This is a genomic window from Stutzerimonas stutzeri (assembly GCF_024448715.1).
Classification (GTDB): domain Bacteria; phylum Pseudomonadota; class Gammaproteobacteria; order Pseudomonadales; family Pseudomonadaceae; genus Stutzerimonas; species Stutzerimonas stutzeri_AR.
The window spans coordinates 57,737-71,758 of record NZ_JAMOHZ010000006.1; the positions used below are offsets into that span (position 1 = coordinate 57,737).

The following is a 14,022-nucleotide window of genomic DNA, read 5'->3' on the forward strand; positions in this document are numbered from 1 at the left end:
GGATGGAATAGTGATGCTACTTGCAGCTCTAACGCAGCTGCGCTTCAGCCAAGGTGCGGCAGTGCGGGATGTGCCCGGCGTTCCAGCGCGGAATCGCCCAAGTCAATACTTCGTCGGGCAGTGCGTCGTTCAGTTCGCTCGCGGTGGGTTGGCCGAGGGCACGCAGTGCTCGAAGCAAGAGCGGAGTGGCCTCGTGCGGTTGCAACGGTGGGGAGCGGTAACGCTTGCCCAGTTTATGACCGTCAGGCTGGATGATCAGCGGGACGTGCAGATAACGCGGTTGTGGTAGGCCGAGCAATTGCTGCACATACAGTTGGCGCGGTGTCGAATCGAGCAGGTCGGCACCGCGCACGATGTCGGTCACTCCCTGCCAGGCGTCATCGAGTACCACCGCCAACTGATAGGCGATAAGCCCGTCGCGACGACGGATGACGAAGTCACCAACGTCTTGGTCCAGGAGCTGACGGAACTCGCCTTGTACCCGGTCAATGAAGCTGTATTCCCGGTCCGGCACGCGCAAGCGAATGGCGGAGCCCTCTACGTCTCGCCCGGCGTCACGGCAAAACCCGGGATACGGTCCGGCGAAGGGTTGCAGTTGCTTGCGCGAGCAATCGCAGGCATAGGCGTCGCCAGCTTGCCAGAGACGTTCGATTATGGCGTTGTAGAGGTCCAGCCGCTCGCTCTGGCGCACCATCTTTCCATCCCATTCGAAGCCGTAGGCTTCCAGCGCTTGCAAGATGGCGTCTTGCGCACCGGGCATTTCGCGTGGCGGGTCGAGGTCTTCCATACGCAACAGCCAGCGGCCACCGACAGAGCGGGCATCGAGATAAGAGGCGAGCGCCGCGATCAGCGAGCCGAAATGCAGGTATCCGCTTGGGGTGGGCGCAAAGCGACCAACATAAGGCGGCGTATCGGAATTGGATGAGGGCATGGCGGGCCGGCTCGGGTGAACATCAGCGAGGCGGGATGCTGCGGGCGTGCGAGAGCTGAAATGAAGCGGGGCGCCGAAGCGCCCCGTTCGGGATCAGGAACCGATCTGCTTTTCCTTGATCTCCGCCAGCGTCTTGCAGTCGATGCACAGCGTGGCGGTGGGGCGGGCTTCAAGACGGCGGATGCCGATCTCGACGCCACAAGAGTCGCACCAGCCGTATTCGTTATCTTCGATCAGCTGCAGCGTCTCGTCGATCTTCTTGATCAGCTTGCGCTCACGATCACGGGCGCGCAGTTCCAGGCTGAATTCTTCTTCCTGGCTGGCGCGGTCGGCCGGATCGGGAAAGTTGGCCGCTTCGTCCTGCATGTGATGCACGGTACGATCGACTTCTTCCATCAGCTCCTGCTTCCACTTATTTAGGATGCCGGTGAAATGAGCGCGCATGTCGTCGCTCATGTATTCCTCACCCTTGGATTCCTTATAGGGCACGAAGGCGCGAATCAGTTGGTTGCTAGGTGTCGTTTTGGTAATGGGCATGGATGAACGCCTCTCGCTATGTCCATTGCGCAGGATAGTGAATCCCTCTGCCGGCCCGTGCCGGCCCTGCGGCTGCAAGCGGGCGAACTTACCAGATCGTATCGGGGTGCGCTACTCCCGAATATCACGGTGGCTGCGGTGTCAGAGAGACCTTCGGTAGAATTCACGTTTTGTACTCGTCAGGAAGGTCAGATGACCTCGTCATATAGCGCGCGTAGCCGTGCAATCGAACCCTTTCACGTCATGGCATTGTTGGCCCGTGCCAACGAGTTGCAGGCTTCAGGACGTGATGTCATCCACCTGGAAATCGGCGAGCCGGACTTCACCACCGCCGAGCCCATCGTCGCGGCTGGTCAGGCTGCTCTCGCTGCAGGCCATACCCGCTACACCGCCGCCCGAGGGCTGCCGCAGCTGCGCGAGGCGATTGCCGATTTCTACAAGCAGCGCTATCGACTGTCTATTGACCCCGAATGCGTGCTGATTACTCCCGGTGGATCTGGTGCGCTGCTGCTTGCCAGCAGTTTACTGGTCGATCCCGGTAAGCACTGGCTACTGGCTGATCCTGGCTATCCCTGTAACCGGCATTTCTTGCGTCTGATCGAAGGTGCCGCCCAGCTGGTGCCGGTTGGCCCCGATGTGCGCTATCAATTAACGGCCGATCTGGTCGAGCGTTATTGGGACAAAGACAGTGTGGGCGCCCTGGTTGCCTCGCCGGCCAATCCCACCGGCACCTTGCTGAACCGGGATGAGCTGGCGAGCCTATCCGCGGCGCTGAAGGGACGTGGCGGACATCTGGTGGTGGACGAGATCTATCACGGCCTGACCTACGGCACCGATGCCGCCAGCGTACTTGAGGTGGATGACGACGCCTTCGTGCTCAACAGTTTTTCCAAGTACTTCGGCATGACCGGCTGGCGCCTCGGCTGGTTGGTGGCTCCAGAAGAGGCGGTGCCGGAATTGGAAAAGCTGGCGCAGAACCTTTACATCAGCGCTCCGACCATGGCGCAGCACGCCGCATTGGCCTGCTTCGAGCCGGCCACGCTAGACATTCTCGAGGCGCGCCGTACCGAGTTCGCCCGGCGCCGCGATTTTCTGTTGCCGGCCTTGCGTGAGCTCGGTTTCGGCATCGCCGTGGAGCCCGAAGGTGCGTTCTATTTGTACGCCGATATCAGCGCTTTTGGCGGCGATGCTTATGCGTTCTGCCAGCACATGTTGGAAACCCAATTCGTGGCGATTACGCCGGGCCTGGATTTCGGTCGCTACCAAGCCGGGCATCATGTGCGCTTCGCCTATACGCAGGATCTACCCCGGCTGGAGCAGGCGGTCGAGCGCATCGCGCGTGGCCTGCAGAGCTGGAAAGGCTGATGCGCTTTACGATGCCCTTGGAGCGGGGCCGACTGGTCCGGCGTTACAAACGCTTTCTGGCCGATATCGTTACCGAGGCTGGTGAGCACCTGTGCATCCACTGCCCGAATACCGGCTCGATGCTCAACTGCATGGGCGAAGGCGCGCGGGTCTGGTTCCAGCGCAGCAGTGATCCGAAGCGCAAGCTGCCCGGTACCTGGGAGCTGGTCGAAACACCTCAGGGCCGCCTGGCCTGCGTCAACACGGCGAGGGCCAATCGACTCGTCGAAGAAGCGCTGCTGGCGGGTGTGATTGAAGAATTGGCGGGTTTCACCGCGCTCAAGCGGGAGGTGGCCTACGGCGTCGAGAACAGCCGGGTGGACTTCCGCCTGGATTATCCGCACGGCCCGGCATTCGTCGAGGTCAAGAGCGTGACGCTTGGCTTTGGTGATACCGCTGTGGCGGCGTTTCCCGACGCGGTGACCACTCGCGGAGCACGCCACCTGCGCGAACTGGCGGCCTTGGCGCGCGACGGTGTGCGAGCGGTGCAGCTGTATTGCGTGAATCTATCCGGGGTCGAGGCCGTGCGCCCGGCGAGCGAGATCGATCCGCTGTATGCCGCCGCATTGCGTGATGCAGTAGAGGCGGGCGTCGAGGTCCTGGCCTATGGTGTCGAGATTTCACCCGAAGAAATCCGCCTTACGCGACCGCTGCCGGTGATTGTTTGAGCGAGCAGGGGCTCATCAAGCCGCACGGAAACAGGTAGGAGCGAGCTTGCTCGCGATCAGGTGTGGCGGATGAATGGATGCCCTTCGGATCGCCAGCAGCTTGCTCCTACGAGGCCGTTCAGCCGCCGCTTGGCGTCACGCGCCAGATCACGTCACCAACGTCATCGGCAACCAGCAGCGCGCCGGTCTTGTCGACGGCGACGCCGACCGGGCGGCCCATGGCTTGCTCTTCCTCATTGAGGAAACCGGTCAGAACGTCTTGCGCATGGCCGTCCGGCTCGCCGTTTTTGAACGGTACGAAAATCACCTTATAGCCGCTTCGGGGTTTGCGGTTCCAAGAACCATGCTGGCCGATGAACGCACCGTTGCGGTAACGCTCCGGCAGCAGCGAGCCTTCGTAAAATGCCAATCCCAGCGAGGCGGTGTGGGCGCCGAGGGCGTAATCGGGGACCAGTGCTTTGGCAACCAGATCCGGTCGCTGCGGTTTGACGCGCTCGTCGACATGCTGGCCGTAATAGCTATAGGGCCAGCCGTAGAAGCCGCCGTCCTCGACCGAGGTCATGTAGTCCGGGACCAGATCGCTGCCGATCTCGTCGCGTTCGTTCACTGTTGTCCAGAGCGCGCCACTGTCGGGCTGCCAGGCCAGCCCGTTGGGGTTGCGCAAGCCCGAAGCGAACAGGCGCAACGTCTTCTTCTGCGGGTCGACTTCGAGGATCGCCGCGCGATTCTCCTCAGCCGCCATGCCGTTTTCGGCGACGTTGCTGTTCGAGCCGCTGGTGACATACAGGCGCGAGCCGTCCTGGCTGGCGATCACGTTCTTGGTCCAGTGATGATTGATCGGCCCGGCGGGCAGGTCGACGACCTTTTCACCCTGGCCCTCAATGCGAGTGGCGCCTTCCTCGTACGGGAAACGCACCAGCGCGTCGGTATTGGCGACATAGAGTTGGTCTCCGACCAGTGCCATGCCGAACGGCGAATTCAGCCCTTCGAGAAAGGCTGTACGCTTTTCCGGCGTGCCATCACCGTTCTTGTCGCGCAGCAGGGTAATGCGGTTGGCGCTTTCGCCGCCGGAGCCGGCGCGTGCCATTACCTTTTTCATGATCCAGCCGCGAATGCTCTTGCCGTCTTCGGGCTTGGGTGGCGCATCGCTTTCGGCGACCAAGACGTCGCCATTGGGCAGCACATAGAGCCAGCGTGGATGATCGAGATCGCGCGCGAACGCCTCGACATGCAAGCCGGGCGCCGCTTGAGGCGTTACTCCGTCAGGCCAATCGGTGGCTTCGGCGATATTGACGGTTGGAATCAGCGACTTGTCAGGTGCCGGAAGTATAGGGTCCGGCCCGTAACCAGCTTCCACTGGGACTTTGGCGGTAGCGCCGCACCCGGTAAGGCCGAGCACGAGGGACGACGCGGTAATCAGATAGGCGTAGCGGCTTGGCATGGGCGACTCCTGCTTATGTCTGAATAGGGCGCCGCGCTCGGATCAGGGGCCCTGTTCGCGGTCGCGGCCTTGTTTGTCGTCATCCTGCGCAGCCCTGGCGGCATGTTGTTCCAGTCGCGGCATCAGCAGAAATATCACCAGTGCGAAGCACGTCGTGAGCACCGCCGTGGCTTCGTGACCGAGCCCGGCAGCGACGCCGATGGCAGCGGTGAGCCAGATGCCGGCTGCTGTGGTCAGGCCTTTAACGTCCTGAATCGAGTTGCCCTTGAGTATGGTGCCAGCACCGAGGAATCCGATGCCGGTGATAATGCCTTGCATCACTCGCGACAGATCCTCGAGCGGCATGCCTCCTTCAAGCGGCACCAGCACGAACAGCGCGGCGCCCAGCGACACCAGCATGTGCGTTCGCAATCCCGCTGCCTTGCCCTTGTACTCACGCTCGTAGCCAAGCACGCCGCCGAGTGCCGCGGCTAATAGCAGCCGCACCGACACGCGAATCGCATGTTCGAGATCGGGAATGTCGGAAAATTCTGACGCGACGGTGCGGCCCAGTATCTCCCACCATTCCATGATTGCCTCCGGCTAGCGCCGCGATTGCGGCTGTCTGGCGTTCGAGTCATGACGCGCCAGGCGGTTCACTCGACAACCTCGAAGCGCAGCATGCCAATCATCTGTCCGGCCTCGGTCATGACCCTGACGCGCCATTTGCCTTGCGCGTCGTCGGGGAAGTTGCGCTTGTGAGTCCAAGCGCGATAACCCGCTTCGCGGCCGCCATTGATGTCCAGCGGAATGCGGTCGACGCGCCGGCCGTTGTGCATCCATTCATGGTAGATGCGTTCCTTCAGGCCGCGCGGTGCGTTGATCGCGGTGAAGGCATAGAGCCCATTGGTGCGCAGCTCTGCGCTGGTCAGCTGACGAAGGCGATTGCCAGGTTCGCGCGAGGCATCGTCCATGCTCATGGTCACCGCTACGTCGGTCAGCCACAGGGTCGCTGGTGGCACCCAGGTGCGTCCCATCCAGCCCGCCAGCCCGACGACTATTGCAAGCAGCGGAACCGCGATCAGGCTCTTCCAGTTCCATGTCCGGAGCAACCCGCTGAGACTCGGTAACGCTAGCACCACGGCGATACCCAGCGCCCACAGATAACTCTGCGGCGTCGATAGATGAAAGATGATCGGTAGCGCCGTCAGCAGTACGGCGAACAGGGTCAGCGCGTGGAAGGCCAGATAAATCCAGCGTCGCGGCGCCAACCATTTGTAGTACAGCGGGTCGACCAGCGAGATCAGCGCAGCGACGCCCAGCATCACCGTGAACACGGATTGGCCACTGTTCCAGGTGGTGGTGATGAAGAAGAACGGGATGATGAAGAACAGGCTTTCCTGATGCACCATCTGGGTGACGTAGCGCAACAGCGGTCGTGGCACTTTCCAGCCGAACCAGCGCTCCAGGCTGCGGCGCAGGCTATTTTCCAGCATCAGCCAGAGCCAACTGACCAGCATCACCGCGGCGATGACTTTGGCGAGGCCTGCTTGGCGCTCCACCAGTACGAAACTAGCGATACCCGAACAGAAGCCGAACAGGGCGACAGTGCCCGGGTAGCGGCGGATTAGGCGCGAGGTCAGATCGAAAAGGGCGGAAAGCCGGGATTTCAGCGGCATATCGAGGTCACGTTGAAGGTTCTCTCCGAAAAGGCGCCAGGCTGCACGCTGGTTGGCATTCGGTGTTTGCCAATTATGCGCTCGGCAGGCAAAGCGGTAGCGTGGTTACGACACGGCCGCAATGGCGTGATCGATGGCTGTGCGTATCTCGCCATAGGAACGCGCCGTTTCTGGCGTCAGGCGCACCAGCGGTAAGCCGATGGTCTGGCAAAGGTCATCGAGGAAGGCGTTGGCTTCGGTTGCCTGCTCCATCTCGATGGCGCAGAGCAGGTCCAGCGTCTGCCGGTCGCACAGGAGAAAATCGAAACGAGCCGCCGAGATCCGGTTGGATGCCTGGTACCAGGGCGCTCGCCGAGGTATCGCCGTGACCTCGACCACGTCAGCGACACGCACTTTGCTCAGGATCAAGTGGTCGTCACCCGCCGCCTGTTGCAACAATACAAACAGCTCCCGTTCGGCCGGTTGAAAGAACGGCCGCTTCAACTGATAGGGCATGCGCAGGGCGGGATGATTGAATTGCCGCTGCTTGATATAGAAGACCAGGGCGAAGCAGACGAAGGCCACGAACACCAATCCGAGAAAAGCCGTCATTTCACATCGTCCCGCTCGGCCGGTGGCAGAGCTCGGGTTGCGATAGTGTCGGGTCGGACACGCATGGGCAGCTCCAGATTTGAACGTTGACATTTGATTCGGTGGCGGAAGGGGAGTTCGCTTTCATACGAGGCGTAGTTATCCCATTTATCTGTGCGCCGTTCTGTGGATAAGCTTGGGATCAACCGTTGAGGGCCATGCGGTACCAAGGTTTGCATCGTTTGGTTAACGTTTGTTCAACCCTGTATCGCTTCGCTTGTGGGCATAACGACGATCTTGATGCAAGGTGTTATTCATTGATTTAAAAAAGGAATTCCCAGCGCTGGCGGCGCGCATAAACAGTTATCCACGATTGCTGTGGAGAGTCCTGTGGATAACGCTCGGCGAACTTTGGGCGAGTCCCATAGGTGTTGGGCTGCGGTCAGTTGTACGATTTTTGTCCACCTGATTGTTCGATAATGCTTCAGGCCGAAGGGTGGACGCCCCATCGGGTTTCCGTACTGGGTTGCCAATCGTTCAGCATTTGTAGCAGCGCTTGTGGTGACTCGCTGCGCTGAAGCATGCCGCGTTGCTGCGCCCGCACGAAGCCCTCATCCACGAGGTGGTCGAGGAACTGGCTAAGCTTGCTGTAAAACTGGTTTACGTCGAGTAGGCCGAGCGGTTTGCGGTGATAACCGAGTTGCCCCCAGGTCCAGACTTCAAACAGTTCCTCCAATGTGCCGAGGCCGCCCGGCAGCGCAATGAACGCATCGGAGAGTTCGGCCATACGCGCCTTGCGGGCGTGCATTCCATCGACCACTTCCAGCCGGGTCAGCCCTGGATGGCCGATTTCCTTGTCTTTCAGGCTCTGCGGAATAATGCCGATCACCTCGCCTCCAGCGGCCATGGTGGCGTCTGCAACGACCCCCATCAGGCCAACCGCTCCGCCGCCGTAAATCAGCCTGATGTCATTCGCCGCCAGGGTCTGGCCAAGCGCGATAGCTGCCTTTTGATAGGCGGGGTTGAGGCCAGTGCTGGCGCCGCAGAATACGCAGATCGATCGCAGGGACATCATCCACTCCGTCAGTTGAATGGTCGAAAGGTTACCTCCCGGCGCGGATGACGGCCAAGCGGATCGGATCAATATTCGAGGTCTTCGATGCAGGCATCGCCCGCGGCCAGGGCGTAATTGGCAAATGACATCTGGAACAAATCGAAGCTGGGCATTACGGCACTCCTGCGCTGACTCCTAGATATGCGACAGGTTATGCCTCCGCTTCGCCTGCGGCTCTTAGCTTGTAGGTATGGCAACGATAGCTTTCAGCGGAGATATGAAAATCATCCCCTATTATTGTGCATAGGTCTGTGGATAACCTCTTGACGCCTTGTCTGGAGCCGCGTCGACGCTGGCGCTTCGGTTAGTGTGCGTTTTTTGAGCAAAGCGAATTAAGGCCATAACTTATTGAAATTTCAGTTTAAAAATGGGGGGCCTAAAAATGACCAGTTCTGGCGACTGGTTTTAGTTATTCAGTAAAGCTGTGGAACGGTCTGTGTATAACATGGGGAAGCGGGACGTTAAGGCCCGCTGCGACTGCGTGTCAGGGCGCTGAACGAAAAATAATCACTCGAATCGCCATGACATTCTGCGCACTGCCGATCGCGCCGACCCAATCTGGACGGAGCGGGTCATCATCCCGCAGCGTTATGCCGGGGCATTCAGTCGCGGCCGTTTGATTGTGAGCCGGGTTGGCCTCGCCGACACTCGCTGCACCTTATAACAACATCCGCTGGAGGAATTCCAAATGAGTGAAGCCATCCGCTTCGAAGACAAGGTTGTGATCGTGACTGGCGCTGGTGGCGGTCTCGGCCGCGCCCATGCGCTACTGTTCGCCCGTCATGGCGCCAAGGTGGTGGTCAACGATCTCGGTGGTAGCGCTCAGGGCGAAGGCGCCAACAGCTCGGCTGCCGATCGCGTGGTGGAAGAAATCCGCGCAGCTGGCGGCACGGCCGTGGCCAACCACGACTCCGTTACCGATGGCGAGAAGATCGTGCAGCAGGCCTTGGACAGCTTCGGCCGCATCGATGTAGTGGTGAACAACGCCGGTATCCTGCGCGACAAGACCTTCCACAAAATGGACGACGCCGACTGGGATCTGGTCTACCGGGTGCATGTCGAAGGCGCCTACAAGGTCACCCGCGCCGCCTGGCCGCACATGCGTGAGCAGGCGTATGGTCGGGTGATTTTCACGGCTTCCACATCCGGCATTTACGGCAACTTCGGCCAATCGAACTACGGCATGGCCAAGCTTGGTCTCTATGGCCTGACCCGCACCCTGGCGCTGGAAGGCCGCAAGAACAACATCCTGGTCAACGCCATCGCACCTACCGGCGGTACCCGCATGACCGAAGGGCTGATTCCGCCGCAGGTCTTCGAGCAGCTCAAGCCCGAGTTGGTGAGCCCGCTGGTGGTGTTTCTGGCGAGCGAGCAATGTCAGGAAACCTCCGGCCTGTTCGAAGTGGGCGGCGGCTGGATGGGCAAGGTGCGATGGGAGCGCAGTCTGGGCGCTGGTTTCGATCCGAAGGCTGGCTTCGATGCAGAAGATGTTGCAGCCAACTGGCAGCAGATCTGCGATTTCGAGAACGCCGCCCATCCGGCTGACAACATCGAAGCGTTGAAGGAAATGATGGCCAACTTGCAGAAGCACGCGGGCTAAGGCGGCCAGCAGCAGGGCGCGGATAGCGCGCCCTCGGTTTCGCCCGGGGCGGGCGTCTCAGCCAGCCGCGGTGGTCATCGCGTTTGGCGATAGCAGCCAAAAGGCTTTTGCTCGGGCCTGGACAAGATCACGCACGTAATACAGCTGCCCTTCGAGCAGATGGATGCCGACGCGCCGCAGCTTGAGCCGCACCCGGGCGCTGCTGCCGCAGAGAATTAACGCGATGCCCTGCTTTTTGTAGTCCAGCAGAACGTTCTCCAGTGCCGCCAGCGCGGTCATGTCCAGCATTGGCACCGCGCTGATATCGACGATGACGATCTTCACGTCCGGATTGAAGCGTCGCAGCACGCCTAACGCCTTCTCCGCCGCGCCGAAGAACAGCGGGCCGCGAATCGTGTAGGCGGCGACATGCTCGGGTAGATCCGCGAGCAGATGACTCCGGCCATGACGCAGGCTGGTGGTGTCGGTGAGCTCGCTCATGCGCTTGATGAACAGCCCTGCGGCCAGCAGCAGGCCGACCCCGACCGCCAGCACCATGTCGAACAGCACCGTCAGCACCAGGCAGGTGAGCAGCACCAGCACATCGCTGCGCGGTGCGATGCGCAGTGTCTTGAGCACATGGGGCGCTTCGCTCATATTCCAGGCCACCATGAGCAATAGTGCCGCTAGGGCGGCCATCGGCAGGTAGCTAAACAAAGGCGCCAGCCACAGGATCGCTACCAGCACCACACCGGCATGAATGATCGCCGCCAGGGGCGAGAAGGCGCCGGCGCGCACGTTGGTGGCGCTGCGGGCAATGGCCGCGGTGGCGGTGATGCCGCCGAACAGAGGCGCCACCAGATTACCGATGCCTTGGCCCAGAAGCTCGGCGTTCGGATCATGCCTGCTGCCGGTCATGCCATCGGCGACCACGGCGCAGAGCAGCGATTCGATGGCGCCGAGCATGGCGATAGCGCAAGCAGGCGCCAGTAACTGGTGGAGCAGTTCGAAGCTCAACGTCAGCGGCTGTCCGTCGGGGCCGGGCAACAGCCACGGCCAGGCGAAGTCCGGAAGAAGGGGCGGAATGCCGGGATGGATCACGTCGTCGGCCGTATAGCTGAAGCGCTCTCCCAGCGTGGCCACCGCCAGGCCGGAAGATTCCAGCGCCATTCCAGCCAGCGCGCCGACGACGAGGGCTACCAGATGGCCTGGCACCTTAGGTACCAGGCGCGGCCAGACAATCAATACGACCAGGCATAGCGCGGCGACAAGGCCGTCACCTGGCTGCGCGCTGGGCAGCGCTTGAGCTAGCAGGCCCAGCTGCTCAACGTAATGTTGAGGTTGTTCGGTGAGGGTCAGTCCGAGCACATCCTTGAGCTGCAGCGTCGCGATGACAATGCCGATACCCGCGGTGAAGCCCAGGGTGACCGGGTAGGGGACGAAGGTGATCAGCTTGCCTGCGCGCAGCAGGCCCAGTGCAATCAGTATCAGCCCGGCGAGCATGGTACAGAGCAGCAGGCCGCCGAGGCCGAATTGCTGCGTGATCGGCAGCAGGATCACCACGAACGCAGCGGTCGGCCCGGACACGTTGAAGCGAGAGCCGCCGGTCAGAGCGATCAGCGGCGCGGCGATCAGCACGGTATACAGGCCATGCTGTGGCGCGACCCCCACCGCGATCGCCAGCGCCATGGCCAGCGGGATGGCGATAATTCCCACCGTCAGGCCCGCCGCAATGTCACCGCGCAGCTCACGGCCACCGTAGCCCGACTGCAGGGTTTCACGCCAGGCGGCAAACAACGGCGGACGCTTCATGCCAGACACTCCTTATGTGCAGACGGCCAGTATAAGCAAAGGCCCGGCAGTGCGGATGCCTGAGCGCAACATAGCGGGTAAATCGAGGATTTTCGTGTAAGACCTTGGTCGCAAGCGAGCCTGGTGCGTTGAGTGCGTTCGTCCTGCGGAGTAAACTGCCGCCCCCGTAAGGCTCGTCGACTGGAGTGGACATGCGTAAAGACAAGAAAAAGGTGGTCGGTGAAGAGATCTCCGACGAGTCGATCAAATTGTTTCTCGAGCCTGAGCCTATGGACGATACGCCGCCGGCATTACACAAGTTGATCAAGGCTTATCGCGGTTTGCGCGTCGATGATTTCGAGCGCTTTCTAGGTTTCTTTGTCGAAGCCGGGTACGACCTGAATGCGAAGGATGCCAAGGGGCAGGACTTCGTTGCGCTGATCGTCGATCAACGTCAGGCTGAGCCCTATATCGAGCTAATCCGGGCCGCTCGCGGCTAACGACTACATTCGCATCGGTGAATTGCTGCCGATGCAAGCGACACCGTTTGGACCGGCTGAGCGATTGGCAGCCACACTGGTTTTTCTCGCTGCACGTGTCCCGTAGAGCCCAGGCTTATCGCCCTGCTCCGGGAGCTTTGGAGCGAGAGGGAGGAAGGCCAAAAGCCGTTCTTCCGACAGCGGGCAGACACCATGGGGTGCCTGTCTTCGGGCACAAGCCCGAGCAGCGGTTTAGAAACCCTCCTCCGTTTCTAGTCGCCTGGCTGGTGGTTCTACACGATCGCGTACTGCGGTCGTGACAGTTTAATGCTGTGATTCTGGAGAACGCGTTAATGGCGCAACACGATAGCGAAGCCGTGGATATGGTGCTGGTGGGAGCCGGCATCATGAGTGCGACCCTGGCAGTCCTGCTCAAGGAACTCGATCCCAACATCAAGCTGGAGATCGTCGAACTGCAGGAGTCCGGAGCCGTTGAAAGCTCGAATCCCTGGAACAACGCTGGCACCGGCCACGCCGGGCTCTGTGAACTGAACTACACGCCGGACAACAAGAACGGCCCAATCGACATCAAGAAAGCCGTCACCATCAACACCCAGTTCGAAGTGTCCAAGCAGTTCTGGGCCTATCTGACCGGTCGCGAAGGCTTCGGCAGTCCCAAAGACTTCCTCAATGCCGTGCCGCACCTGAGCTTCGTTCGCGGCGAAAAGAACATCGATTTCCTTAAGCGCCGCTTCGAGGCGTTGAAGGCTCATCACGCCTTCGAAGACATGGTCTACAGCGAAGACCGCGCCACGATGGAAGAGTGGATGCCGCTGATGATGCCGGGCCGCCCCGCCGACGAGCCGATTGCCGCGACTCGCGCCATGAACGGCACCGACGTCAATTTCGGTGAGCTGACCCGACAGATGCTGGTGTACCTGGCGGCCAAGCCGGGCGTGAAGATGTCCTATTTCCAGAAGGTCACCGGCCTTGCGCGCAACGGCAAAGGCTGGCGCGTGGAAATCAAGAACACCCGTGATGGCAGTAGTCGTGAAATCGATGCCGGTTTCGTCTTCCTCGGTGCCGGCGGCGCGGCGTTGCCTCTGCTGCAAATGTCCGATATCGAGGAAGGCAAGGGCTACGGCGGCTTCCCGGTCAGTGGCCAGTGGCTGCGCTGTGACAATCCGGAAATCGTCAAGCAGCACCAGGCCAAGGTCTACAGCCTGGCGGCCGTAGGGGCTCCGCCGATGTCCGTGCCGCATCTGGACACGCGTGTAGTGGATGGCAAGAAGTCGCTGCTGTTCGGACCGTACGCAGGTTTCACCACCAAGTTTCTGAAGCACGGCTCGCCGCTCGATTTGCCGATGTCGATTCGTCCGGGCAATCTCAAGCCGATGCTGGCCGTGGCGCGCGACAACATGGATCTCACCCGCTACCTAATCAAGGAAGTGCGGCAATCCATGGCTGATCGTTTGGAAACCCTGCGCGGCTTCTATCCGGAGGCCAAGGCCGGAGATTGGCGCCTGGAAGTAGCAGGCCAGCGCGTGCAAATCATCAAGAAAGATCCGAAGAAAGGCGGCATTTTGCAGTTTGGTACCGAGCTGGTGTCAGCCAAGGACGGGTCGATTGCTGCGCTGTTGGGTGCCTCGCCAGGCGCGTCGGTGACCGTTTCGATCATGCTTGATCTGATCGAGCGCTGCTTCCCCGAGCAGGCGAAGAGTGCGGCTTGGAGCAGCAAGCTCAACGAGATTTTCCCGGCCCGCGAGAAGGTTCTGGAAACCGATGCTGCGGCCTACCGCGAAGTCGTCGCCGTGGTCGATAAGCGTCTGGGGCTGACTGAGTAGGTTCGG

13 protein-coding genes are annotated in these 14,022 nt (G+C 60.9%); 5 read left to right on the forward strand and 8 right to left on the reverse strand.

Annotated features, from left to right (window positions below):
• Positions 1-28: 28 nt before the first annotated feature.
• Positions 29-931 carry a tRNA glutamyl-Q(34) synthetase GluQRS gene (gluQRS, locus tag NAV33_RS14360; protein WP_255981180.1) on the reverse strand — a complete coding sequence of 301 codons (903 nt, stop codon included), beginning with the start codon at positions 929-931 and terminating at the stop codon, positions 29-31.
• A 93-nt stretch (positions 932-1,024) separates the two neighbouring features.
• Positions 1,025-1,468 (reverse strand): RNA polymerase-binding protein DksA, encoded by a 444-nt coding sequence (gene dksA / locus NAV33_RS14365; protein WP_025240617.1) that lies wholly within the window; start codon positions 1,466-1,468, stop codon positions 1,025-1,027.
• A 192-nt stretch (positions 1,469-1,660) separates the two neighbouring features.
• Between dksA and NAV33_RS14370 the strand changes: the two genes are divergently transcribed.
• Together NAV33_RS14370 and sfsA are read left to right on the forward strand one after the other, a co-directional pair.
• Positions 1,661-2,833 (forward strand): pyridoxal phosphate-dependent aminotransferase, encoded by a 1,173-nt coding sequence (locus NAV33_RS14370; protein ID WP_255981183.1) that lies wholly within the window; start codon positions 1,661-1,663, stop codon positions 2,831-2,833.
• Positions 2,833-3,540 (forward strand): DNA/RNA nuclease SfsA, encoded by a 708-nt coding sequence (sfsA, locus tag NAV33_RS14375; RefSeq protein ID WP_255981185.1) that lies wholly within the window; start codon positions 2,833-2,835, stop codon positions 3,538-3,540. The genes NAV33_RS14370 and sfsA overlap by 1 nt, the downstream gene beginning before the upstream one ends.
• A gap of 118 nt (positions 3,541-3,658) precedes the next feature.
• On the opposite strand, the gene NAV33_RS14380 is transcribed toward sfsA, so the two are convergent.
• From NAV33_RS14380 to NAV33_RS14400, 5 genes are all read right to left on the reverse strand, one after another.
• Positions 3,659-4,981: a PQQ-dependent sugar dehydrogenase gene (locus tag NAV33_RS14380; RefSeq protein WP_255981187.1), complete on the reverse strand. Its 1,323-nt coding sequence runs from the start codon at positions 4,979-4,981 to the stop codon at positions 3,659-3,661.
• Between the two features lie 42 nt (positions 4,982-5,023).
• Positions 5,024-5,551, reverse strand: coding sequence for an MgtC/SapB family protein (locus NAV33_RS14385; RefSeq protein ID WP_255981189.1), 528 nt, complete (start codon positions 5,549-5,551; stop codon positions 5,024-5,026).
• 65 nt (positions 5,552-5,616) lie between these two features.
• Positions 5,617-6,639: a DUF5924 family protein gene (locus NAV33_RS14390; protein WP_255981191.1), complete on the reverse strand. Its 1,023-nt coding sequence runs from the start codon at positions 6,637-6,639 to the stop codon at positions 5,617-5,619.
• A gap of 105 nt (positions 6,640-6,744) precedes the next feature.
• A complete protein-coding gene (locus tag NAV33_RS14395) occupies positions 6,745-7,230 on the reverse strand; it encodes a DUF2726 domain-containing protein (RefSeq protein ID WP_255981193.1) in 486 nt (161 codons plus the stop codon).
• A 463-nt stretch (positions 7,231-7,693) separates the two neighbouring features.
• A complete protein-coding gene (locus NAV33_RS14400; protein WP_255981195.1) occupies positions 7,694-8,281 on the reverse strand; it encodes a TIGR00730 family Rossman fold protein in 588 nt (195 codons plus the stop codon).
• A gap of 730 nt (positions 8,282-9,011) precedes the next feature.
• Here NAV33_RS14400 and NAV33_RS14405 point away from each other — a divergent pair.
• Positions 9,012-9,923 carry an SDR family oxidoreductase gene (locus NAV33_RS14405; RefSeq protein WP_255981197.1) on the forward strand — a complete coding sequence of 304 codons (912 nt, stop codon included), beginning with the start codon at positions 9,012-9,014 and terminating at the stop codon, positions 9,921-9,923.
• A 57-nt stretch (positions 9,924-9,980) separates the two neighbouring features.
• Here the strand turns inward: NAV33_RS14405 and dauA are convergent, their stop codons facing one another.
• A complete protein-coding gene (gene dauA / locus NAV33_RS14410; RefSeq protein ID WP_255981199.1) occupies positions 9,981-11,714 on the reverse strand; it encodes a C4-dicarboxylic acid transporter DauA in 1,734 nt (577 codons plus the stop codon).
• Positions 11,715-11,905: 191 nt separating this feature from the next.
• Between dauA and NAV33_RS14415 the strand changes: the two genes are divergently transcribed.
• Positions 11,906-12,193 (forward strand): PA4642 family protein, encoded by a 288-nt coding sequence (locus tag NAV33_RS14415; protein WP_255981201.1) that lies wholly within the window; start codon positions 11,906-11,908, stop codon positions 12,191-12,193.
• A gap of 311 nt (positions 12,194-12,504) precedes the next feature.
• Positions 12,505-14,016, forward strand: a complete 1,512-nt coding sequence (gene mqo / locus NAV33_RS14420) for a malate dehydrogenase (quinone) (RefSeq protein WP_336605398.1) — start codon at positions 12,505-12,507, stop codon at positions 14,014-14,016.
• Positions 14,017-14,022: the final 6 nt, after the last annotated feature.